The organism is Sphaerisporangium rhizosphaerae (assembly GCF_042665155.1).
Taxonomy (GTDB): domain Bacteria; phylum Actinomycetota; class Actinomycetes; order Streptosporangiales; family Streptosporangiaceae; genus Sphaerisporangium; species Sphaerisporangium rhizosphaerae.
In genome coordinates this window covers 68213-91849 of sequence record NZ_JBHTCG010000030.1, presented here as the reverse complement: position 1 = coordinate 91849, position 23637 = coordinate 68213, and the positions used below count along the sequence as shown (strand labels likewise).

The following is a 23637-nucleotide window of genomic DNA, read 5'->3' as shown; positions in this document are numbered from 1 at the left end:
GGAGCCGAGGCGACGTGGGGCTGGCCATGGATGTGCCCGCCGGGGCATACGGGAGCAACGTACCGGTCGAGATGACCACTTTCGTGGGGCGGCGCCGTGAGGTGGCCGCGATCGCGCGCATGCTGGGGGAGTCGCGGCTGGTCACGCTCACAGGCGTGGGCGGGGTCGGCAAGACGCGGCTGGCGACGCGGGTCGCGCGCGAGGTGGCGGGCCGCTTCCCCGGCGGCGCGTGGTTCGTGGAGCTGTCCTCGCTGCGGGCCCCCGAGATGGTCGGCGACGCCATCCGCGCGGCGCTGCGCGTGGGCGCCCGGCCCGGCGACACGGCGGTCGCCGTTCTCGGCGAGTTCCTGGCGGGGCGGCGCACGCTGCTCGTCCTGGACACCTGCGAGCACCTGACGGACGCCTGCGCCGCGACCGTGCGCGCGATTCTGGCCGCCGCGCCCGGAGTCCGGGTCCTTGCCACCAGCCGGCGCGTGCTCGGCGTCCTCGGCGAGGCCCGTTTCGAGGTCGAACCGCTGCCGGTGGAGGGCGAGCCCCCCGGCCCGGGCGAGGACGGCGAAGACACGGCGCCGTCCGGCCCGACCGGGGCCGGCGGCGTGCGGGACGGCGGGTCCGGTCAGGACGGGGACGCGGGGCGGGGCGGCGGTTCGTCCGATGGCGCGGACGCCGTGGCCACGGACGCGGACGGCGAGGGCGACCCGAGTGGGGCCGCGGCGTCGTCCGGGAACGGGTCGAGCGGGGGCGCGGCGTCGTCCGGGGGCGGGCAGAGGGGGGCGGTGGCGTTGTTCACCGACCGGGCCGCCTCGCTGGTGCCCGGGTTCGCGGCCACCCCGGAGGTGGCGCGGCTGTGCCGGCGGCTGGACGGCATCCCGCTGGCGATCGAGCTGGCCGCCGTGCGGCTGCGGTCACTGTCGTTCGAGCAGGTCGCGGCCGGTGCGGGCGACCGTTTCGCCCTGCTGTCGGACACCCGCCGTCCCGGCCCGACGCGTCACCGGACGCTGCGCACGGCGATCGGCTGGAGCCACGAACTGTGCGAGCCGCTGGAGCGCCTGCTGTGGGCCCGGCTGTCGGTGTTCCCGGCCGACTTCGACCTCGCGGCCGCGCAGGAGGTGTGCGCGGACGCCGAGGACGAGGTCGGCGCCGGCCTGGGCCGCGAGCACGTCGAGGACGTGCTGCTCGCCCTGGTGGACGCGTCGGTGGTGTCGCGCGTCGACGCCGGCGCGGCCGTCCGCTTCCGCATGCTCGACACCATCCGCGAGTACGGCGCCGTGTGGCTGCGCGAGCTGGGGCAGACGGCCGGGGTCCGGCGCCGCCACCGCGACCACTACCTCGACCTGGCCCGGCGGTTCGACGCCGAGTGGTTCGGCGCCGAGCAGGTGTCCTGGTACACCCGGATGCGCCGCGAGCTGCCCAACCTGCGGGAGGCGCTCGGCTTCTGCCTGGCCGAGCCCGCCGAGCACACCGCCGGCCTCGACCTCGCGGGACGGCTGACCTACCTGTGGCTGGCCTGCGGCTTGGTCGAGGAGGGCCGTGGCCACCTGCGGCGGGCGCTGGAGCTGGTCCAGCCCTCGGGGCGGGCGCTGTCGCGCGCGCTGTGGGCGTGCGCGTGGCTCGCCGACCTGCAGGGCGACCTGGACGAGGCCAATGACCTGGCCACCGAGTGCATGGCGCAGGCGTTCTCCCACGACGACCTGGCCGCGGCGGGCTGGGGCATCCTCTGCTGCGCCAACACCGGCCTGCGCTGGGGGTACGTCACAGAGGCACTGTCGATGTACGAGCGGGCGCGTGGGACCCACGAGCAGGGCGGCGACCGCGGGGCCGGCCTGGCGATGGCGCTCACCGGGCAGGCGTACGCGCTCATGCGGCTCGGCAGGCTGGACCGGGCCCTCGGCTGCCTGCGCCTGCAGGCGTCCTTGTGCGATTCCCGGGGCGACATCTGGGTGCGCTCGTCGGGGGAGTGGGTCCGCGGTCTCATCGAGGCCGAACGCGGTGACTACGCGGCGGCCGACCGGTACGCGCGCGCGTCGCTGCGCCACAAATGGCTGGTCCACGACAGTCACGGCATGGCGATGGTGCTGGCGAGCCTGGCCCGCACGGCCGCCGGCCTCGGCGACATGGACCGCGCGGCGCGGCTGCTCGGCAGCGGCGAACTGGTCGAGCGCAGCTACGGGCTGCGGCTGTGCCTGCCGCGCGCCGACGGCCTGCGTGAGCAGGCGGAGTCGCGGGCCAGGGCCGTTCTCGGCGACCGCGGCTTCGACACGGCGTTCGCCCATGGCCGCGAGCTGGACCTGGACAGCGCCCTGGCCTACGCGCTCGCCGACGCCTCCACCGGCACCCGCACCTGACCGCGTCCGGAACCGTTTCTTGATCGTGATCGAGGTGACCGCCTCGGGAAGGGCGCTCGCGCCGCGGCTCGCTCCCGATCTTCGGGCAGGCGGTCACGCGGCTGCTGGACGGGTTCTCCGAAAAGAAGTCGCGGCAGCTTACGGGCGTGCTTCGCCGCATGCTGGACAACCTTGAGGAGGGCCGCGAAAATCCGGTTAAGTAGGGCTTCGCGAATGTGTTGACATTAATGCCACAAATGACATTATTCAGCCATGCGTGACGAAGCCGAGCGGCTGCTGCTGATCCAGGATGACTTCGAGCGCTTCCGCGCCGCCACCCGGATGCTGGTGGACCTGGACGATCTGATCCTGGAGATCTCGCGCATCCGCAACGAGAGCGCCTCCCGGATGCAGATCATCTCGGTCACCCCGCCCGCCCGATCCGATGACGCCCTGCCGGACGACGCGCGCGCGGTGCTCGAATGCATCCGCAGGACCGGCGCCCAGCGGTTCCGGCGGCGCGACATCTTCCGCCGCCTCGCCCGCCGGTTCAAGCGCGTCGCGGCCATGGTGCCCGCGCTGGACCTGCTGGAGGCGGCCGGCTACATCCGCAAGATCGAGCCCACCGTCACCGCCGGCCAGCCCGGCCGGCGCCGCTCCCCCGAGTACGAGGTGCGCCTCTAGGACGACCGCGAAGGCGCACCGGTCGCCCGCCGTACGACGGCGCCGGATCCACCGTCCACCATCCCGCCGCCTCGGCGCCGGGGGAAAAATCCATCCACGCGGGAAGAGTGACGCATCCGCCCGGAGAAGGTGGGCCCCTCCGGTCGACGGCGTGCCTCGCGGAGGGTCTTTTCTGGCGGGGAGTGCGATGCTCCTGGCTGGAGAAGGTGGGTTTTCCGCTCGAGGGCGACTGTGGAGGTGTACCGGTCGCCCGCCGTACGGCGGCGCCGGATCCACCGTCCACCATCCCGCCGCCCCGGCGCCGAAGGAAAGTCCACCCAAGCGGGAAGAGCGACGCACCCGGCCGGCCGAAGTGGGCTCTTCCGGCTGACGGCGTGCCCTGCGGGGGGAGGTCTTTCCCGGCGGGGCGTGTGACGGACCCGGCCGGAGAAGGTGGGGCTCCTCCGGTCGACGGCGTGCCCTGCGGGGGAGGGTTTTCCTGGCGGGGGTGTGACGCTCGTGGCTGGGGAAGGTGGGTTTTTCCAGGCTGACGGCGTGCCGTCCGGGGGAAGGTCCACCCAGGGCTGAAGGGCGATGCGCTCGGGCTGGGGGGTGTCCTTCGGGTTCTGTCTGGACACGGGGTGCGCCCTGCGGCTTGGCGTGCGTCGCTGGAGGCCGGGTGGGGCTGGTCAGGTTGGGGGAGGGGGGATGGGGGAGGCCGAGTCGGGAGGCGGCAGGTCGTCGGCCTGCTGAAGCACGCCCGCGACCGTGGACGCGTCGTCCCCCTGACCTGCCCCGCTCACGCTCGTGAGGACGTCGTCCGCCTGACCTGGGCCGATGGCGTCCATGGGGACCGCGCCGCCGAGGTGCGGGCCGGTGGCGCCCGCCAGGCCGAGGGGATCAAGAGGCTCCATCGCTCCGGCCCCAGAGGGGGAGACGCGGAGCATGGCGTCGTCAACGCTCTCGTAGGTGTCGAACGCCGCGCGCAGCCCGGTGATGGTCAGCACCCGGAGCAGAGTGCCCTGGACACCGCTGAGCATGAAGCCCTGCCCGGCCGCCTGGCTGTGGTGCAGGGCGGCGATGAGCTCGCTCAACCCCACCGAGTCACAGAACGTGACCGCGGCGACATCGAGGATGACGGCCGTCACTCCAGGCATGCTCCAGGCACGGCCGAGTTCGTCGCGCAGGATGACCGCGGAACGGTAGTCGAGCTCACCTTGCGCCTCGACGACGATCGCGCTGTTGCCAACCCTGGAGAACACGACCAATCCTGCTTGCGGATCGGCACCAAACTGCATGATCACTCCCTCGGCCTGCAGGTTTCAGGGCAGGCGTGGATACCTTCCTACCAGGTTCGGACGACCGCCACCGCCACGCGACCGCACGGATGTGGACGCCCAGAGGCCCGGTTCGGCCTACACGTGGGGTGGAGCAGGGGCTGCGCGTCCTCGATCCGCGAGGCCGAAGACGGGAAAAAGAGCGCCGCCGATTCCGCCCGCCCCCGCCCGCCCCCCGCCCGCACGCCCGCGCGGCCCCCCGCGCCGCGCGAGGGCGCTGTCGTCCCAGTGGTGGTCACCGGTGTCCGGGGATCGCCGGGACCGCCGTGCCGGGGTCATGCACGGCCAGGGACGGCCGTGCTGGGGGCGTCTGCGGCAGGGATGGCCGTGCTGGGATCATGTGCGGGCGGGGACGGCCGTGCCGGGGTCATGGGTGGGCAGGGACGATCATGGTGATTCCGGCCGGGCCGGTGGCCATGGTGGCCATGGTGGCCAGGGCCTCGGGGGTCTCCTCCAGGGTGATCGTGCGGGTGACGAGCGCGTCGGGGCTGAGCCGGCCGTCGGCGATCATCGCCAGCATGGGCGGGTAGGCGTGCGCGGCCATGCCGTGGCTGCCGAGGATCGACAACTCAAGCCCGATCACGCGGTCCATCGGGACGGCCGGGTGCCCGGCGGCCCGCGGGAGCAGGCCGACCTGGACGTGCCGTCCCCGGCGCCGCAGGCTCTCCACGGCCGCGGCGAGGGTCGCGGAGCTGCCCAGGGCGTCGATCGTCAGGTGCGCGCCGCCACCGGTGATCTCGCGTACCTGGGCGGACCCGTCCTGCCCCTCGGCGGGCGTGGGCGGGACGAGGACGGTGTGCGCGGCGCCGAAGCGGGTGGCCAGTTCCAGGGCGGCGGGAGAGACGTCGACGGCGACCACGCGGGCCCCGGCCGCGGCGGCGATCATCACGGCCGACAGCCCGACGCCCCCGCAGCCGTACACCGCCACCGACTCGCCCGGCGCGGCCCGCCCCTGCGCGACGACGGCGCGGAAGGCGGTGGCGAAGCGGCAGCCGAGGCTCGCGGCGGTCGGATAGGACATGGAGTCGGGCAGGCGGACGAGGTTGACGTCGGCGTCGCCGATGGCGACGTAGCCGGCGAAGGACCCCCAGTGGGTGAACCCGGGCTGCGTCTGGTTCTCGCAGACCTGGTGGTCTCCGGCCGCGCAGGCGGTGCAGCGCCCGCACGCGCAGACGAACGGGGTGGTGACCCGGTCGCCGGGACGCCACGCTCGTACGTCGTGGCCGACCGCCTCGACCACCCCGGCCAACTCGTGCCCCGGCACATGCGGAAATTTCTGGATATCGGGGTCGTGGCCCATCCATCCGTGCCAGTCGCTCCGGCACAGTCCGGTCGCCTCGACCCGGATCACCGCCCCCGCGGGCCCCGGCGCCGGATCGGCCACCTCCCGCACCTCGGGCCGCTCGCCGAACCCGTCATACTGCACCGCGCGCACCGGCCGGCCTCCTTCGCTCACCGCCCGGGCGACTCCGAAATCCGGTCGGGACACCCCACGGCCGACATCCCGGGCATGACCGATTCTGCCCTGCCGGCCCGGCCGGGACCTTCTGCCAGTCGGGTGGATCTTCCGCGTATATCCGAGGAAATGCCGCCTAAGCCCGCGATAGTGTCGGCCCGGCCGTCGTGGGCGTCGCCACGGGCCGGTGGACAGACCGCGCGGAGGCCGCCTGTGGACGTGGGGATCACGATCGTCATCGCCGTCACCGTGCTGGTGATGATCGGCGCGTTCGCCGTGGCGGCGCGGCGGCTGCTGAACCTGCGGTTCGGAGTGGTCCGCGGCCTGCTCGCCGGCGCGCTGGCGTTCCTGCTGGCCGGCCCGATCATGCAGGCGCTGGCGGGGTCGGTCTCCCCGCAGGACTCCAGCCTCACCCCGCTGTGGTTCCTGATTCTGGCCGTGGCGTGCGCGCTGCTCGCGGCGATGGTCTTCCTCGCGGTGGCCGAGGCTCTCGTGCCCGCGGGGTCGCTGCCCGGTCCGGTCGAGCTGGCGCGGTCGCTGCGCGGCAGGGCCGCCAGATCGCGCCGGTACTTCGCCATCGTCCGTATCCTGGCCCGCCACGGGCTCGGTCCGTACCTGCGCGGACGCCGCCCCGACGACGGGGCCGGAGGGCGGGCGCGGGTGGCGCGGTCCCTGCGCCTGGCTCTGGACGAGGCCGGCGTCACGTTCGTCAAGCTCGGCCAGATCATGTCCACCCGCCCCGACCTGCTGCCCGCCGAGTTCATCGACGAGCTGGCGCTGCTGCGCGACCGGGCGGCGCCCGCGCCGTGGGAGCAGGTCGAGCGCGTGCTGGCCGAGGAGCTGCCCGGCCCGGTGGAGGAGGTGTTCGCCGAGTTCGAACGGCGGCCCCTCGCCTCGGCGTCCATCGCCCAGGTGTACGCGGCGCGGCTGCGCTCGGGTGACAGGGTGGTGGTGAAGGTGCGGCGCCCCGGCATCACCGAGGTGGTCGAACGCGACCTGGACATCGTCGCGCGGCTGGCCCTCACCCTTTCCGCGCGCACGCGGTGGGGGCGCGCGATCGGCGTCCGCGACCTCGCGCGGGGGTTCGCCGAAGCGCTGCGCGAGGAGCTGGACTTCCGCGTGGAGGCCGCCAACATGGCCGCCGTCGCCGCGACCTCCCGCGACGCGGAGGTGCACGTCCCGGCCCCGCACCTGCCGCTGTCCGGCCGGCGGGTCCTGGTGATGGAGCGCCTGGACGGCACGCCGCTCGACACCGCCGCCCCGGCGTCGCGGCCCGGCGACGCCGCTGACGCTGACGCCTGGGGGACGGCGGGCGCGGAGGCCGCAGGTGGCGCGGGGCACGACGGTGCGGCCACCGGCACGGCGCCGGACGCGGGCGCGCTGGCGCGCACGCTGCTCGGGACCCTGCTGCGGCAGATCATGGTGGACGGGGTCTTCCACGCCGATCCGCACCCCGGCAACATCCTGCTGCTCGCCGACGGGCGCCTCGGCCTGCTGGACTTCGGCTCGGTGGGGCGGCTGGACGGCTCGCTGCGCGCCTCGCTCCAGCGACTGCTGCTGGCGATGGACCGCGGCGACCCGCTCGGGGTGGCCGACGCGCTGCTGGAGGTCGTGCCGCGGCCCGACGAGATCGACGAGGCCCGGCTGGAGCGCGAGCTCGGCCGGTTCATGGCCCGCCACATGAACGGCGCGGGCGCCACGGCCGGCGCCCGGATGTTCACCGACCTGTTCGGCATCGTCTCCGGGCACGGCCTGTCCGTCCCGCCCGAGGTGGCGGCGGTGTTCCGTACCCTCGCCACCGTCGAGGGGACGCTCACCGCGCTCGCGCCCGGCTTCGACCTGGTGGCCGAGGCGCGCGCGTTCGGCGCCCGCCACTTCGCCGAGTCGCGCGACCCGGCGACCATCCGCCGGGCCGTCACCGACGAGGCCACCGCCCTGCTGCCCATGCTGCGCCGCCTGCCGCGCCGCCTCGAGCGCATCGCCGGCGCGGCGGAGAACGGCCGCCTGTCGGTGAACGTGCGGCTCTTCGCCGACGAACGCGACCGCACGCACGTCACGGGCATGCTGCACCAGGTGCTGCTGACCGTGCTGGCCGCCACCGCCGGGATCATGGCGGTGCTCCTGCTCGGCGTCGACGGCGGGCCCAAGGTGACCGCCCAGGTGGGCCTCTACCAGTTGTTCGCCTACAACCTGCTGGTGGTCGCCTCGATCCTGGCGCTGCGCGTGCTGGTCGTCATCTTCCGCCGCGACCTGTGACCGGCGCCGGGGGATGCGCCCGGGCAAGCACATGATCAAGTCCGGCTTACCCGGACCGCCTCGGGGCAGGGAGCCCGGTGGAGGGTCCGGCGAGGCCGGCCCCTGAGGTCTCCGGCGGCCGACGGACAGGGGAGCCATGACGACGAGCGGGCCGGCCCGCGCGGCCGGCGGCAGGCGGCGCCTCACCCTGCCGGGCGTGGTGCTGGGCGTGGGCCTGGGCGGCTTCGTCGACGGCATCCTGCTGCACCAGGTCCTCCAGTGGCACCACATGCTCAGCAGCACCGACACCGACAACATCGGGATCCGGTACTACTCGCCGCAGACCGTCCCCGGACTGCGGATGAACACGCTGTGGGACGGACTGTTCCACGTGTTCACCTGGGTCGCCGTGCTCGCGGGCCTCGGGTTGCTGTACTCGCGGGTCACCCGCTCGCGCGGCAGGGTGTGGAGGTCGCGCGAGCTGTGGGGCTGGGGACTGGTCGGGTGGGGACTGTTCAACCTGGTCGAGGGCATCGTCGACCACCACGTCCTCGGCATCCACCACGTGCGCGCCGGCCCGTACCAGACCTGGTGGGACCTGTGGTTCCTCGCCCTCGGCGCCGTCCTGATGGCTGGGGGGTGGCTTCTCGCCCGCGGCGCGACCACGGTGGACCTGTGCCGGGAACCGGCCGGCCAGGGGGAGAGGGCATGAGCCTCGTCCGGCTCCGGATCCGCCGTGGGCCGGCGGGCCCGGACGCGGGGGCGTGAGGGTGTCCCCGCACGACATGCACGGTCACGGCGCCGGGGCGCACGGGGGTGTGGTGGCGCTGCTGCCGGTGATGGTGGCCGTCCTGGCGGCCGGGTGCTACGCCCTGGCCGCCGCGCGGCGGCGCCGGGAGGCCCGGGGCTGGAGCCATCGCCGGACGGCCGCCTTCCTCGCCGGGACCGTCCTGCAGGCCGTCGCGTTTCTGCCGCCGGTGGCCACGCTCGCCGCGCACGACCTGCGCGGTCACATGATCCAGCACCTTCTCGCCGGCATGCTGGCGCCGCTCGGGCTGGTCCTCGGCGCCCCGGTGACGCTCGTCCTGCGCTCGGCGGGGCCCCGCGGCCGGCGGGCGGTGGCCGCCGTGCTGAGGAGCCGGTACCTGCACGCGGTGGCCGGCCCGTGGACGGCGGCGGCGATCAACCTGGGCGGCCTGGCCACCCTGTACGCCACCCCGCTGTACCGGGCGGCGAGCGGCAGCCCCGCGCTGCACGTGCTGGTGCACGCGCACGTGGTGGCGGCCGGCTGCCTGTTCGCCTGGGTGATCGCCGGGCCGGACCCGGCTCCGCGCCGTCCGCCGGTGCCGCGAAGGCTGGTCGTCCTCGGCGTTGCGATCGCCGCGCACGCCGCGCTCTCGCAGCTCATGTACGCCGGGCTGCTGCCCGGTCTGGACGCGCCCGCCGCCGAGCGGCAGGGCGCGGCCGAGATCATGTACTACGGCGGCGACATCGCCGAACTGCTGCTCGCCCTGGCGATGCTGACCACCTGGCGCCCATCCCGCCGCTCCCGCGCGGCTCCCGCCTACGCCCCGGCCGCCCACTGAGGCCACCGGTCAGGCCAGGGCCTCCGCCCCGGCCTCGTCATCCTCGGTCAGCGGGTCGGGCAGCCGCCAGCCGGCCGTCAGCTGGGGCAGCAGCACGTGGGTGCAGAACAGCGCGTACAGCCACAGGAACACCGTCGGAGCCGGCAGGCGGAGGAAATGGTCGGCGTCGCCGTCCATCTGGAGGGCCAGGAACACGGTCATCCCGAGCAGGCAGGCCGTGACGCGATGGGCGGCCGCGTGGGCGAGCCGCCGTTCGGTGAGCTGGCGTTCGTCCAGCTTGCGCCCCGCCACGCCGATCGCGCCCCCGGAGGCCACGTACAGGACGCAGAACACCCACCCGCCGATCACCAGGCACAGGGCCGCGAGGGCGAAGGTCGTCCACATCGCCGGGTCGCCCGGCCCGAGGAACCAGCAGACGACCGCGCTGACGTACAGCAGCCCGAGCGCGGCGGCGCCGAGCAGGACGGTGAGCCGCCGGTTCCTGCGGGTGCCGTACCAGACGAGCGGCACGCCGCGCCGGGCGGCCTCGAAGCGCTCTTGTTCGGTTCGCTTCATCACTTCACCACCTCACTGCCCAGCCGGGGGAACGGCGTGAGCGAGAAGACGATCTCCACCGGTACGTCGAAGTACTCCGCGATGCGCAGCGCCAGGTGAAGGCTGGGGCTGTACTCGCCCCGCTCCAGGTAGCCGATGGTCTGGTAGTGGACACCGAGCGCGGCGGCCAGATCTTTGCGCGAGACGCCGCGCTCCGCGCGCAGCATGGAGATGCGGTTGTAGACGTCTTCACCGGACATCGCGGCGCTCTCCTCGCGCTGCGGCCTTCCGGGGCGGCGCCTGGAGCCCGCGTGGACGACCCGTTTCGCGTGGGTCCACGACTGCAGTACTCATGGCATGGAATGTAGTACATCTACTACATCTCGTCTAGACAGTGTGATCGATCGTCGAGGATCTACGTGATCTATGCACGGCGTCACGGGTGTTCTGGTGGGTTGGCCGGGCATGCAGGGAGACATGGCGACTACCGCGCTCCTTGTGATCGACATGCTCAGCCCCTACGCGCACGAGGACGTCGAACTGCTGGAGGCGAGCGCCGAGCGGGTGGTGCCGCCGCTGGCCGGGCTGGTGCGGCGGGCCCATGGGCGCGAGGACGTCGAACTGGTCTACGTCAACGACAACCACGGGGACTTCACCGCCTCCCGGGAGGAGATCGAGGACCGCGCCCGCAAGGGCAGGCGGCCCGACCTGGTCGAGCCGCTGCTGCCCCCGCACGACTGCGCGTTCCTCCCCAAGGTGCGGCACAGCGCCTTCTTCGGCACGTCCCTTGAGTACCTGCTGCACCACCAGGGGGTGGAGAAGGTCATCCTGACCGGGCAGGTCACCGAGCAGTGCATCCTGTACACCGCGCTGGACGCCTACGTGCGCCACTACGCGATCGAGATCCCCCGCGACTGCGTCGCCGACATCCACGGCGATCTCGCCGACGCGGCCGTGCGGATGATGGAGCGCAACATGCGGGCCGAGATCACCGGCGCCGGCGCCTGCCTGGGCGGGTGAGCGCCCTCGCCGGAGCGCGTCGTCGGGGAACCCGCCCGCCCGCCGGAAGCCGTTCGACCCGCGGATCTTCGCACGGCGGACATTTGACCCGGCAAGGGGCTTAGTTTGCCGTGACGCGGATAGGGGTGGACGACCGACCGCCAACGGAGGGAGCCGTCGTCATGACGGACGTGTCGAGCAAGGGTCCCCAGCCGGGTGACGAGCGCCCGGTGCTGACCAACCGGCAAGGCCACCCGGTCTACGACAACCAGAACCAGCGGACGGTGGGCGCGCGCGGACCGGCCACGCTGGAGAACTACCAGTTCCTGGAGAAGATCAGCCACTTCGACCGGGAACGCATCCCCGAGCGCGTCGTCCACGCGCGCGGCATCACGACCTACGGCTACTTCGAGGCCACCGGCTACCTGGGAGAGGAGCCCATCAGCCGGTACACCCGCGCCGTCCCGTTCAGCGAGCCGGGCAAGCGCACGGACGTCGCCGTGCGGTTCTCCACCGTGATCGGCGGCAGGGACTCCTCGGAGTCGGCCCGCGACCCGCGCGGCTTCGCGGTGAAGTTCTACACAGAAGACGGCAACTGGGATCTGGTGGGCAACAACCTGGCCGTCTTCTTCATCAGAGACGCGATCAAGTTCCCCGACGTGATCCACGCCCTCAAACCGGACCCGGTGACGTTCCGGCAGGAGCCCAGGCGCATCTTCGACTTCATGTCGCAGACGCCCGAAAGCATGCACATGCTGGTCAACCTGTTCAGCCCGCGCGGCATCCCCGCCGACTACCGGCACATGCAGGGATTCGGCGTGAACACCTACAAGTGGGTGAACGCGCGCGGCGAGACCCATCTGGTCAAGTACCACTGGATGCCCAAGCAGGGCGTCAGGAGCATGACGGCGGCGGACGCGGCGGTCGTCCAGAGCCGCGACCTCGGTCACGCCACCAAGGACCTGCAGGACGCCATCGACCGCGGCGACCACCCCGAGTGGGAGCTGCTGGTGCAGATCATGAGCGACGACGAGCACCCTGAACTGGACTTCGACCCGCTGGACGACACCAAGGTGTGGCCGGAGGACCGGTTCCCCGCGCTGCCGGTCGGGCGGATGGTGCTCAACAGCAACGTCGCCAACTTCTTCGCCGAGAACGAGCAGATCTCCTTCGGCACCGGAGTGCTGGTCGACGGGCTGGACTTCTCCGACGACAAGATGCTGATCGGCCGGACCTTCTCCTACAGCGACACCCAGCGGTACAGGGTGGGGCCGAACTACCTGCAGCTCCCGGTGAACCAGGCGAAGAACGCCCAGGTGCGCACCAACCAGCGCGACGGCCTCATGACCTACCACGTCGACGGCCAGGGCGAGAACCCGCACGTCAACTACGAGCCCTCGATCACCGGCGGGCTCCGTGAGGCGGAGTACCCCTCGCACGACGAGCAGGGCCCGGTCATCAGCGGACGGGTGACCCGCAAGCGCATCCCGCGGACCAACGACTACACGCAGGCGGGGCAGCGCTACCTGCTCCTGGAGCAGTGGGAGCGCGATGACCTGGTGCTGAACCTCACCACCATGCTGTCCCAGTGCGACCGGGCCGTCCAGGAGCGGATGGTCTGGCACCTGCTCCTGGTCGAGGACGACCTCGGCCTGCGGGTCGGCTCCGGCCTCGGCATCGGGCCCGAGGACGTCGCGCACCTGGAGCCGCTGGTGAGCCAGGACCTCACCGACGAGGACCACGAGCGGCTGTCCAACCTGGGCAAGAACGGCCCCCGGGACGTCACCGGCCTGAAGATGACCCACTGCGTCCCCGACGAGCGGTTCATCCCCTAGCCGGCGCCCCGGCGGGGACTCAGCGGACGGGCAGGTGGCGGGCCAGGAAGTCCATGGCCAGCCGCCAGCTCGCCTCCGCCGCCTCGGGGTGGTGGAACATCGGCGCCTCGAAGTTGTGGAAGGCGTGGCCCGCGTCCTCCTGCACGTGCACCTCCAGGTGGTCGCGCCCCGCCGCCGCCCGCTCGACCTCGGCCACCTTGTCCCGTGGGATGTAGGGGTCCTTGCCGCCGTAGTGGAACTGGACGGGGGCCTCGATGCGGTCGATCAGGTGCAGGGTGTCGTGGACCGAGGATCCGTAGAACGACACGACGGCCGCGGGACGGGTGCGCGCCGCCAGCGTGTACGCCAGCGACCCGCCGAGACAGAAACCGAGGAGCCCGGCGCCGCCGGCGACCTCCGGCAGGCCGGACAGCACGCCGAGCGCCGCCTCGGCGTCGTCCACGCCGGTCTGGAAGTCGAACCGGCCGACGAGCTGGAGCGAGCCGGCCAGCCCCTCCTGGTCGTGCTCGGCTTCCCAGTTGCGCTGCAGCCGCCAGAACAGGTCGGGCGCGCCCACCACGTATCCGCGCCCGGCCAGGTCCTCGGCGACCTTGCGGATGTAGGAGCCGACGCCGAAGATCTCCTGGATCAGCAGCAGGCCGGGCCCGCGGCCCGCCTCCGGCACCCAGACGTCCATGTCGAACCGGCCGTCGGCGACGGTGACGGTCTCGCGGCGCTCGCGCATGCTTCCTCCCGGCACTGGTGGAGATCTCCTCCCCGACCTTAGTGACCCCGGCCCTGGGGCGTCCGGCCTGTGCGGGTTTGCCGCGCGGGCGCCTGGGCAGCCGCCGGAGCACAGGCAGGGCGGGAAGAAGGCGCGCACGACGCGCCGGTGTGGAGATGGTGCGGGAGATGACCTACCACGACATCCAGCGTCGGGACCTCCAGCGGTCCGGGGACGCGGAGACGGCGCCCGAGGGCCCCCTGCAACTGTCGGGACGTTCGTGGTGGGAGGTGCTCAAGCGCACCGTCAAGGAGTTCCAGCAGGACAAGGTCACCGACTGGGCCGCCGCGCTCACCTACTACGCCGTGCTGTCGCTGTTCCCCGCGCTGCTGGCCGCGGTGTCGCTGCTCGGGCTGTTCGGCAGGCCCGCGATCCAGCCGCTGGTCGACAACCTCGGAGCCGTCGCCCCCGGGCCCGCCCGCGACATCCTCGGCCAGGTGCTCAACGCGCTCCAGGGCAGCCCGCGCGCCGCCGGCGTGACCACCGCCATCGGCATCGCGGTCGCGCTGTGGTCGGCCTCGGGGTACGTCGGGGCGTTCATGCGGGCGGCGAACGTGATGTACGAGATGCCGGAGGGGCGGCCCATCTGGAAGACGCTGCCGCTGCGGGTGGGCATCACCGCGGTCCTCGTCGTCCTCATGGCCGCCGGCGCCGTGGCGGTGGTGTTCACCGGCGGGCTCGCCGACCAGGCCGGCAAGGTGCTCGGCGTCGGCGACACCGGGCTCGCCGTGTGGGGCATCGCCAAGTGGCCGGTGCTGGTCGTGGCGGTGATGGGCGTCCTGGCCCTGCTGTACTGGGTGGCGCCCAACGTCGAGCAGCCCGGTTTCCGCTGGGTGACGCCCGGCAGCGTGCTGGCCGTGGTCCTGTGGATCCTCGCCTCGCTGGTCTTCGGGTTCTACGTGGCGAACTTCTCCTCCTACAGCAAGACCTACGCGGCGCTGGCCGGGGTCATCGTCTTCCTGGTCTGGCTGTGGATCACCAACATCGCCGTGCTGCTGGGGGTGGAGTTCGACGCCGAGCTGGCCCGGGGACGCGCCATCGCCTCCGGCCACCCCGCCGACCGGGAGCCGTACGTGGAGCCCCGCGACACCAGGAAGATGGACGCCGAGGAGCAGGCCGGAATGCCGGGGGAGATCGGCGCCGAGCCCCGGGAGGCCCGGCCCGGGAGCGAGGCCGAGAGCCAGGGCCCGCGGCAGGGCGAACGCCGGCCGGAGGACGGCCGGCCCGAAGCGGACGGCGGGACGGCCGGAGATGGCGGGACGGAGGGGAACGGCCGGGCCCCGCGCGGCGGACGGTAGCGTTCGGGTATGACCGCCCTCTCCCGGCAGTGGCGGGTCCGGCGCGAGTACACCCTTCTCAAGGGAGCCGCCGCGGCCGCCTTCGCCGTCATCGCATTCGCCGTGTCGGGGGACACGCGCGGCATGCTGCTGTGCGCGGCCGCCGCCGTGCTGCTGGCCGGGTTCGCCCTGCGGGACGTGCTGGCCCCGGTGCGGCTGGCCGCCGACGAGGGGGGCCTCACCGTGGTGACCGGGATGGCGCGGCGCGAGCGGGTGCCCTGGCCGCTGGTCGAGCACATCCGGGTGGCCGCCAACGCCCGGTACGGACTGCGCTGGGACATGCTGGAGATCGAGACCGCCGACGGGCTGCACCTTTTCTCCGCGCACGAGCTCGGCACCTCCTGCGTCGAGGCGGCCGAGGAGCTGTTCCGGCTGCGACCGGCCTGACCGCACCGGCCGACCGCATCGACCGGCTGACCGCACCGGCTGACCGCATCGACCGGGACCGCATCGACCGGCCCGACCGCACCGAGCGACCCTGCCGCGCCGGCGTGCTCGGCGGCATCTTTCATCCCCGGCCGCCCGCCCGGTCGCGGGCCGAGGGTGAAAGCGCTCTCTCACCCGCGTCGTCCCGGTCCGCGGACGCGGTACGCGAACGCCTGCTCAGCCCCGTGTTCGCCGGGTGGCGGGCCGCCCGCAGGGTCGTACCGGGCGCCCCATGGGGCTCGGAGAGCGCTCTATCATCCCTTGACTCGGCGCTGTCACATGGTCAGTATCCGAACAGTGCGGCTGCGGGGGGAGCCGCGGACGATCCGCGCAGTCCAAACGAGAACGGATGCTCCATGACCAGACCTCCTGTCCGATCAAGAGCCCGCCGGGGCGCCACGGCGCTGGTGGCGGGCCTCGCGCTCCTCGCGGGCGGCGCCGTGGGCACGCCCACCGCGGGCGCCGACAGCGCGAAGGGCCACAGGCAACCGGTGGTCGGCAAGCCCGCCATGGACGAGCACGGCTGCGCCCGCATCGAGAAGAGCCTCCCCAAGCTGTCCGACTGGCCCAAGGTCGACAGCCGGGTCAAGAAGAACCCGGCCGACGAGCGGCGCATCGCCAAGATCGTCTCGGGTATGACCGTCGCCGAGAAGGTCGGCCAGATGACCCAGCCGGAGATCAACGCGATCACCCCGGCCGAGGTCACGCAGTACTCCATCGGCACGATCCTCAACGGCGGCGGCTCCTGGCCCGGCCGCGACAAGCACGCGCCGCAGAAGGCGTGGCTCGACGTCGCCGACGCCTTCTGGCAGGCGTCCCTCGCCACCAGGACCAAGATCCCCGTCATCTGGGGCATCGACGCCGTCCACGGCAACAGCAACGTGTACGGCGCGACGCTCTTCCCGCACAACATCGCGCTCGGAGCCGCGCACGACCCGTGCCTGGTCCGCGACATCGGCGCGGCGACGGCGAAGCAGGTCCGCGCCACCGGCCAGGACTGGGCGTTCGCCCCGACGCTCGCCGTCGTGCGCGACGACCGGTGGGGCCGCACCTACGAGGGCTTCTCCGAGGACCCGCGCATCACCCGGGCCTACGGCTACGAGGCGGTCCGCGGCCTGCAGGGCATGCACCCCCGCGGCGTCGATGACAAGGGCGTGATCGCCACCGCCAAGCACTACATCGGCGACGGCGGCACGATCAAGGGCACCGACCAGGGGGTGAACCCCTCGTCCGAGGCCGAGATGATCAATCTCCACGGCCAGGGCTACTACGGCGCGCTCGCGGCGGGCGCACAGACCGTCATGGCGTCGTTCAACAGCTGGACCAACGCCGACCTCGGCATCGACGAGGGCAAGATGCACGGCAGCAAGCACGCCCTCACCGACATCCTCAAGGGCAAGATGGGCTTCGACGGCCTGGTCGTCGGCGACTGGAACGCCCACGGGCAGGTCACCGGCTGCACCAACTCAAGCTGCGCGCGAGCGATCAACGCCGGCATCGACGTCATCATGGTGCCCAACGACTGGAAGGCGTTCATCGCCAACACCATCGCCCAGGTGCAGAGCGGCGAGATCCCGATGGCGCGCATCGACGACGCGGTCACCCGCATCCTGCGCGTGAAGCTGCGCGCCGGGGTGTTCACCGCGCCCAAGCCCTCGGCGCGCGCCTTCGCCGGCTCGGCCGACGCCCTCCAGGCCAAGGCGCTGGCGCGCAAGGCCGTCCGCGAGTCGCAGGTGCTGCTCAAGAACAACGGCAGGGTGCTGCCGCTGTCCCCCAGGTCCAAGGTGCTGGTCGTCGGCAAGAGCGCCGACAGCCTGCAGAACCAGACCGGTGGCTGGAGCCTCAGCTGGCAGGGCACCGGCAACACCAACGCCGACTTCCCCAACGGCACGAGCATCCTCGCCGGCCTGCGCGAGGCGCTCGGCGCCGCCGACGTCACCTTCAGCGAGACGGCCGACGGCGTCGACCCCTCGCAGTACGACGCGGTCGTCGCGGTGATCGGCGAGACCCCGTACGCCGAGGGCGTCGGCGACCTCGGGCGCCGCTCGCTGCAGGCCGCCGCGCTCTACCCCGGCGACCTGGCCGTCCTGGACAAGGTCCACGGCAAGGGCGCCCCGGTCGTCACCGTGTACCTCTCCGGCCGCCCGCTGCAGGTCAACAAGGAGCTCAACCGCTCCGAGGCGTTCGTCGCGGCCTGGCTGCCCGGCACCGAGGGCGGCGGCGTCGCCGACCTGCTGGTACGCGGCCCGCGCACGGGCCAGGGCTACACCGGCAAGCTGTCCTACTCCTGGCCCAAGGGCGCCTGCCAGTCCCCGCTCAACGCCGGCGACCAGGACTACGACCCGCTCTTCCCGATCGGCTACGGCCTGCGCTACGGGCAGACCGGCTCGGTGGGGACCCTCGACGAGACCGCGCAGACCGGCGCGTGCGGCTCGACCGGCGGCGGAGGCACCGCCACCGAGGACCTGGAGGTGTTCAACCGCACCGACGTCGCCCCGTACAAGAGCTTCATCGGCTCGGCGGAGAACTGGGGCGGCACCGAGATCGGCGTGGACGGCGAGGCCGCCCACACCGAGATCAACGTCGTGCCCGCCGACGTGAACGTCCAGCAGGACGGCCTCAAGGCCACCTGGACCGGCGGCCCCGCGCAGCTCTACATGCAGAACCCGGCCGGCGGCACCGACCTGCGCGGGTACCTCAACGCCGACGCCGCCCTGGAGTTCGACACCATCGTCCACCAGCCGCCGGCCGGCCGGACGGTGATCAGCTCGCACTGCGTGTACCCGTGCCTGGCCGAGGTGGTGGCGACCTCGCTGTTCCAGAACCTGCCGGTGGGGAGCAAGGCCACCGTCAAGATCCCGGTGTCGTGCTTCTCGCCGAACCTGGACTTCGAGAACGTCAACACGCCGTTCCTGGTCTACACCGAGGCCGCCTTCTCGGTGTCCTTCGCCAACGTCCGCTGGGTGCCGGGCGCCGGCAAGGACCCCGACGCCCGCAAATGCTCGGATCTGACCTGAGGCCGGCCCCGCGCGGGGCCGCCATCGGGCCGTGAACGGCCGCGAGGGCCGCGGGAGCACCTTTCCCGCGGCCCTCGCGCGTTCCGTCCTCGGAGGTCAGCCGGAGCCGGTGGCGGCGAAGGGGATGGCGGCGAAGGGGATGGCGGCGGCGGTCTCGTCGGTGGCGGCGGGGTGGCGCCACAGGCCGCGCTCGCGCAGGATCGGCAGGACGCCCTCGCCGAACCAGTACGCCTCCTCGACGTGCGGGTGGCCGGACATGACGAACTCGGTGATGCCCAGGCGGTGGTACTCCTCGATGCGGTCGGCCACCTCGGTGTGGCTGCCGACCAGGGCCGTTCCCGCGCCGCCGCGAACCAGGCCGACGCCCGCCCACAGGTTGGGGTAGATCTCCAGCTCGTCCCGCCTGCCGCCGTGCAGGGCGAGCATGCGCTTCTGCCCCTCGGACTCGCTGCGCGCCAGGCCCGCCTGCACCTTCTCGACGGTGGCAGGGTCGATGCCGTCCAGCAGCCTGCGGGCCTGCGCCCAGGCCTGCTCGCCGGTGTCCCGGGTGATGACGTGCAGCCTGATGCCGTGCTTGAGCGTGCGCCCCTCGGCCGCGGCCAGCCCGTTCACCCAGGCGATCTTCTCCGCGACGGCCGACGGCGGCTCGCCCCAGGTGAGGTAGGCGTCCACGTGCCGGGCCGCCACCCGCCCCGCGGCGGGGGAGGAGCCGCCGAAGTAGACCTCGGGCACCGGGTCGGGCAGCCGGTCCAGGCGCGCGCCCTCCACGCGCAGGTGCTCGCCGGTGAAGTCGACGCTCTCGCCCCGCCACAGCGACCTGACGATGTGCAGGAACTCGTCGGTCCGCGCGTAGCGGGCGTCCTTGTCCAGGAAGTCGCCGTACGCGCGCTGCTCGTGGCTCTCGCCGCCGGTCACCACGTTGAGCAGCAGCCGTCCCTGGGAGTGCCGCTGGAAGGTGGCGGTCATCTGCGCGGCCAGGGTGGGGGAGACGAAGCCGGGCCGGAAGGCGACCAGGAACTTCAGGCGCTCGGTGGTGGCGGCCAGCATGGCCGTGGTCAGCCACGCGTCCTCGCACCAGGCGCCGGTGGGCGTGAGCGCCCCGACGAAGCCGAGCTGCTCGGCCGCCTGCACGATCTGCCGGAGGTAGGCCAGCGTGGCGGGCCGGGCGCCGCCGGCCGAGCCGGCGGGCAGGCCGTGACCGCCGCCCACCACGTCCCGGCTGTCGCCGTAGGTGGGCAGGAACCAGTGGAACGTCAAGGTCATCGCGTCTTCCCCTCGATATGGCACGGTCAACCGTAATCCCTATATTGCAGGTAGGCAATACCGGTCGTGGAAGACACGAATGCCCCCGGGGCGATGGTGCCCCGGGAGCATTCGCGGGTCGGCCGCGGGTCGGTCTCGGTTCGGTCGTGGACCGGCCGCGCGGGTCGTTCTCAGGTCAGTTGCGGACGATGGTGAAGGTCGAGGTCGTGTTCCTGATGTCCACGGCGTTGTCCCGCAGCACCAGGTTGTTGAACGTCGCCGAGCCGACCGCCGGGCCCTGGCCCGGTTCGGGCAGCTCGTTCGCCCAGACGCCGAACCCGGACTTGGCGTCGAACGCGTCGCCGCTCTTACGGGCGCCGGAGATCGTGACGTTGGTCAGGATGGTGTCCTTGATCGGGTTCACCGGCTGGCCGCCGATGTACTGCGTCTGGAACATGATCCCGCTGTAGGTCGGGTCCACGATGTCCACGTCGCTGATGCGGATGCCCTGGAACACCTTCGAGGCCGAGAAGAGCCAGATGGCCGGGAAGGTCTGCTGGCCCCAGAAGTGGCCGCCCGCGCGGACGATCGAGATGTTCTGGAACTGGGTGGGCGGGTCGGCGCCGAACCCGTTCATCGCGTAGCCGAAGTCCAGCGAGCTGATCGTGATGCCCGAGTACACCAGCGTGTCGGCGATGTAGATGTTGCGGAAGGTGTTGGCGTACCCGCCGTAGACGGCCACGCCGGCGGCGCGCCACGGCGTCAGGGCGGTCAGGTTCTCGTAGAGGTTGTTCTTCTCGTCGGCCCCGCCGGCGTCGATGGCCGAGAACAGCGCGAAGCTGTCGTCACCGGTCGTGCGGGCCTCGATGTTGGTGACGTGGTTGTCGGTGCTGCCGTTGGTCATGTTGACGCCGTCGGCCCACAGGTCGCGGATCCGCGAGTTCTTGATCGTGATCCGGTCGGTGTTCTGGCCCCAGTACAGGCAGACCGTGTGCTCGTTCCACACGTTGTCGATCGTCATGTCGGCGACGTTGGCCCAGTTGAACACCTTGCCCGGGCCGTCGATGCGGTTGGTGTAGTTGCCGAAGTAGGCGAACCCGGAGAAGGAGGAGCCGTTCGCCGAGGAGGAGGCGTCGAAGCCGACGTCGGTGTTCTCCTGGTTCTGCGGCGCGCGGAACTGGGTGTACCAGGGCCCGGCGCCGACCACCTTGATCGCCTTGCCGTACACGTTGAACTTCGAGGCGGTGTCGTAGGTGCCCGGCGGCAGGTAGACGCCCACCAGCGTGCCGGTGGTGTCCATCCGCGCCTTGTCCAGGGCGTTCTGCACGTCCTGGTGGGTGAAGCCCGCCGGCACCGCGTACCTGGCGGTGTCGGGGTTGGCGATCGGCGACACCTGCTCCAGGTTGATGAAGTCGATCGCGTACGTCGTGCCGTTCGCCGGGTCCTTCTGCAGCCTGATCTTGCTGCCGGCCGGGACGGTCTGCCCGAGCATGACGCCGGCCTCGTCGTAGATGTGCCGCGGCGGGCCCGCGCCCGGCGAGTTCGACGGGCTCGCCTCGGCGCCGTACACCCAGGTGTACCGCGAGGTCAGGTTGATCGGCTTGAGGAAGGCGCCGTTGACGTAGATGTTCAGCGTCGAGTCGATGCCGCCGCCCCCGGAGGAGTCGGGGATGGAGAAGCGGGTGACCAGGGTGTTGGTGCTCGCCTTGGTGGTGAACTCGACGTAGCTGCCGTTGCCGTTCAGCGTCACGGCCCTGCGGCCGGACGCCTCGCCCGCGACGGTGCCGATGTCCCTGCTCGGCCCGACGACCTGCGCGCCGCCGCCGGCCATCGCGTCCTCGGCCTCGTACATGTCGTAGGGCATGTTGGCGCCGCGGCCGACGAAGAACGACTGGCTGGTGGTGTTGTTGGCCTGCTTGACCGGCAGCTCGTTGGCGTCGGCGGCCAGCACCGTCCTGACGGTGTACTTGCCGTTGGCCGCCGTCCAGGTGCCCAGGTTGACCGGCGCCGTGGTGGCGCCGGCCGCGATCGCGCCGCTGGAGGAGCCGGTCAGCGTCCGCACGACCGTCCCGCCGTCGTTGGTGACGGTCAGCGTGATGCCGTGCGCGCCGGACGCGGAGGCCACGGTGCCCTGGTTCTTGATCGCCACGGTGAAGGTGACGGTGTTGCCCGCCGCCGGGTTGCTCGGCGTCCAGCTTGCCACGGGCACCAGGTCGGAGCTGTCGACCGGCCGGACCGTGAGCGAGGTGGGGCTGGTGTAGGAGTTGTTGGCCTCGTTCAGCTCCACGACGCCGTTGGACTCGTCCACCTTGGCGGTGACGGGGTAGGTGCCCGCGTCGCGCGGCCCGATGTTGGCCGAGACGGTGGTGGAGGCCCCGGCGGCCAGCGCGCCGACCGACGCGGTGCCGACCTTGGTGCTCCCCAGGTAGAGGTTGACGTTCGTCGCGCCCGAAGCCGCCGTGCCGCCGTTGCGCACGGTCGCCGACAGCGTGACGGCGTCGGTCTCCACCGGCGAGGCGGGGGAGGAGGTGATGCCGGTGACGGTCAGGTCGGGGTTCGGGGCGGCGGTGCCGATGACCTGGAACTCGGCCACCTGCCCGGCCGGCGCGCCGGAGTTGGCGGTGAACCGGAGCTGGACGTCGGCCACCGTGGCGGACACCGGGATCGTCACCGTGTTGCCCGACGCCGGGTTGAAGGTGTAGGTCGCGGCCGAGGCCAGGCCGGTGAAGGTCGTGGAGTTCTGGTCGCGGCCGAGCACCTGGATGGTCTGCGTGCGGGTGCCCCACGCGCTGTCGGGGTTCAGCTTCAGCACGACCTGGTTGACGCTCGCGTTCGCGCCGAGCTGCACCGTCAGCGTGTTGGGGTAGCTGCCGCCCGCGCCCTCCCAATACGTCGTGAGGTCGCCGTCGTTGGCGTTGGTGGCCACGAAGGTGTGCACGAACGACGACGCGGTGATCGGCTTGCCGCTCGCCAGGTTGGATCCGCCGCCGCCGCTGCCCGTGCGGGTGACGGTGTTGCTGACCGCCGACTCATGGCCCGCGGCGTCCTTGGCGGTGACCTGGTAGGACACGGTCGCGGTGTCGGGCTGGGAGTCGGTGTAGGTCAGCACGCCGCCCGCCACCGTGCCGCGCACGGCGTTGTTGGCGTAGATGGTGTAGCCGGTGACGCCCACGTCGTCGGTGGAGGCGTTCCAGGTCAGCTTGATCTGCCCGGAGGCCGGCTGGGTGTAGGCCAGGTTGGACGGGGCGCTCGGCGCCTGGGTGTCACCGGTGACCGGCCCGTACACCTCGAACTCCGACAGCTGGCCCGCCGGCCACCCGGTGTTGCCGGTGATGGTCAGCCGCACGTACCGGGTGGTGGTCGTGGCGAAGTCGATGGTCACCGTGTTGGCGCCGGTGAAGGTGTAGCCGGCCGAGCCCACGATGGTGGAGAAGCTCGACCCGGTCGTGCTGCCCTGGACGGTCAGGGTCTGGGTGCGCGCGCCCCAGCCCGAGGTGGGGAGCTTCAGGACGACGCCGTTGACGCTCCTGCTGGATCCGAGGTCCACCTGGATCCACTGCGGGAAGGCGTTGTTGGCGCTCTCCCAGTAGGTGCCCTGGTTGCCGTCGTTGACGTTGCCGGCCGTGTAGATGTCGGTGAAGCTGCTCGCGGTGACGGTCCTGCCCGTGGCGAGGTTCGGCCCGGACACCGCGGACGCCGGCAGGACCGGGCCCGCCAGGACGAGCAGGCCGGCCGCGAGCAGCGCCGCGACCAGCCGTAATACCGGGGGGTGCTTCTTTCTCATCGCGTTCTCTATCTCTCGTCTGGGACGACGGATCGCGGCGGCGCCGTGGCGCCGGCAGTGGTCGCCGGGGGGTGGTGATCTCGAGCCAGAGGCAGAGGC

General features: G+C 72.3%; 17 protein-coding genes. 10 read left to right on the top strand and 7 right to left on the bottom strand.

Going from position 1 to position 23637, the window contains the following annotated elements; translation table 11 throughout:
• Positions 1 to 71: 71 nt before the first annotated feature.
• Both ACFQSB_RS31650 and ACFQSB_RS31645 read left to right on the top strand, forming a co-directional pair.
• The gene (locus ACFQSB_RS31650) at positions 72 to 2345 is read left to right on the top strand and encodes an ATP-binding protein (protein ID WP_380830519.1); all 2274 of its coding nucleotides are present in this window, start codon (positions 72 to 74) and stop codon (positions 2343 to 2345) included.
• A 252-nt stretch (positions 2346 to 2597) separates the two neighbouring features.
• On the top strand, positions 2598 to 3008 hold the full coding sequence (locus tag ACFQSB_RS31645) for a hypothetical protein (RefSeq protein WP_354834162.1): 411 nt from the start codon (positions 2598 to 2600) through the stop codon (positions 3006 to 3008).
• Positions 3009 to 3676: 668 nt separating this feature from the next.
• On the opposite strand, the gene ACFQSB_RS31640 is transcribed toward ACFQSB_RS31645, so the two are convergent.
• Together ACFQSB_RS31640 and ACFQSB_RS31635 are read right to left on the bottom strand one after the other, a co-directional pair.
• Positions 3677 to 4249: an STAS domain-containing protein gene (locus ACFQSB_RS31640; RefSeq protein WP_380830518.1), complete on the bottom strand. Its 573-nt coding sequence runs from the start codon at positions 4247 to 4249 to the stop codon at positions 3677 to 3679.
• Positions 4250 to 4691: 442 nt separating this feature from the next.
• On the bottom strand, positions 4692 to 5759 hold the full coding sequence (locus tag ACFQSB_RS31635) for a zinc-dependent alcohol dehydrogenase family protein (protein WP_380830517.1): 1068 nt from the start codon (positions 5757 to 5759) through the stop codon (positions 4692 to 4694).
• Between the two features lie 234 nt (positions 5760 to 5993).
• On the opposite strand from ACFQSB_RS31635, the gene ACFQSB_RS31630 reads away from it, so the two are divergent.
• The 3 genes from ACFQSB_RS31630 (at position 5994) to ACFQSB_RS31620 (ending at position 9601) form a co-directional block, all read left to right on the top strand.
• Positions 5994 to 8036 (top strand): ABC1 kinase family protein, encoded by a 2043-nt coding sequence (locus ACFQSB_RS31630; protein WP_380830516.1) that lies wholly within the window; start codon positions 5994 to 5996, stop codon positions 8034 to 8036.
• 136 nt (positions 8037 to 8172) lie between these two features.
• Positions 8173 to 8727, top strand: a complete 555-nt coding sequence (locus ACFQSB_RS31625; protein ID WP_380830515.1) for a DUF2243 domain-containing protein — start codon at positions 8173 to 8175, stop codon at positions 8725 to 8727.
• Between the two features lie 52 nt (positions 8728 to 8779).
• Positions 8780 to 9601 carry a cytochrome c oxidase assembly protein gene (locus ACFQSB_RS31620; RefSeq protein ID WP_380830514.1) on the top strand — a complete coding sequence of 274 codons (822 nt, stop codon included), beginning with the start codon at positions 8780 to 8782 and terminating at the stop codon, positions 9599 to 9601.
• Positions 9602 to 9610: 9 nt separating this feature from the next.
• On the opposite strand, the gene ACFQSB_RS31615 is transcribed toward ACFQSB_RS31620, so the two are convergent.
• A complete protein-coding gene (locus ACFQSB_RS31615) occupies positions 9611 to 10156 on the bottom strand; it encodes a hypothetical protein (protein ID WP_380830513.1) in 546 nt (181 codons plus the stop codon).
• Entirely contained in the window at positions 10156 to 10395 is a 240-nt protein-coding gene (locus ACFQSB_RS31610) for a helix-turn-helix transcriptional regulator (protein WP_354834142.1), read from the bottom strand. Before ACFQSB_RS31610 ends, ACFQSB_RS31615 begins: the two co-directional genes overlap by 1 nt.
• 217 nt (positions 10396 to 10612) lie before the next feature.
• Here ACFQSB_RS31610 and ACFQSB_RS31605 point away from each other — a divergent pair, with 217 nt between their 5' ends.
• Complete coding sequence (locus ACFQSB_RS31605) at positions 10613 to 11155, top strand: cysteine hydrolase family protein (RefSeq protein ID WP_380830512.1); 543 nt, start codon at positions 10613 to 10615, stop codon at positions 11153 to 11155.
• Positions 11156 to 11316: 161 nt separating this feature from the next.
• Positions 11317 to 12969 carry a catalase gene (locus tag ACFQSB_RS31600; protein WP_380830511.1) on the top strand — a complete coding sequence of 551 codons (1653 nt, stop codon included), beginning with the start codon at positions 11317 to 11319 and terminating at the stop codon, positions 12967 to 12969.
• Positions 12970 to 12988: 19 nt separating this feature from the next.
• On the opposite strand, the gene ACFQSB_RS31595 is transcribed toward ACFQSB_RS31600, so the two are convergent.
• Positions 12989 to 13693, bottom strand: a complete 705-nt coding sequence (locus ACFQSB_RS31595) for a dienelactone hydrolase family protein (RefSeq protein ID WP_380830510.1) — start codon at positions 13691 to 13693, stop codon at positions 12989 to 12991.
• 167 nt (positions 13694 to 13860) lie between these two features.
• On the opposite strand from ACFQSB_RS31595, the gene ACFQSB_RS31590 reads away from it, so the two are divergent.
• The 3 genes from ACFQSB_RS31590 to ACFQSB_RS31580 all read left to right on the top strand — a co-directional run bounded on the left by ACFQSB_RS31590 (position 13861) and on the right by ACFQSB_RS31580 (position 18512).
• A complete protein-coding gene (locus ACFQSB_RS31590) occupies positions 13861 to 15030 on the top strand; it encodes a YihY/virulence factor BrkB family protein (RefSeq protein ID WP_380830509.1) in 1170 nt (389 codons plus the stop codon).
• Positions 15031 to 15039: 9 nt separating this feature from the next.
• Complete coding sequence (locus ACFQSB_RS31585) at positions 15040 to 15456, top strand: PH domain-containing protein (RefSeq protein WP_354834127.1); 417 nt, start codon at positions 15040 to 15042, stop codon at positions 15454 to 15456.
• A 395-nt stretch (positions 15457 to 15851) separates the two neighbouring features.
• The gene (locus ACFQSB_RS31580; RefSeq protein WP_380830508.1) at positions 15852 to 18512 is read left to right on the top strand and encodes a glycoside hydrolase family 3 N-terminal domain-containing protein; all 2661 of its coding nucleotides are present in this window, start codon (positions 15852 to 15854) and stop codon (positions 18510 to 18512) included.
• Positions 18513 to 18608: 96 nt separating this feature from the next.
• Here ACFQSB_RS31580 and ACFQSB_RS31575 read toward each other — a convergent pair whose 3' ends face one another.
• Positions 18609 to 19775, bottom strand: coding sequence for an LLM class flavin-dependent oxidoreductase (locus ACFQSB_RS31575; RefSeq protein WP_380830507.1), 1167 nt, complete (start codon positions 19773 to 19775; stop codon positions 18609 to 18611).
• A gap of 175 nt (positions 19776 to 19950) precedes the next feature.
• Entirely contained in the window at positions 19951 to 23538 is a 3588-nt protein-coding gene (locus ACFQSB_RS31570; RefSeq protein WP_380830506.1) for a discoidin domain-containing protein, read from the bottom strand.
• Positions 23539 to 23637: the final 99 nt, after the last annotated feature.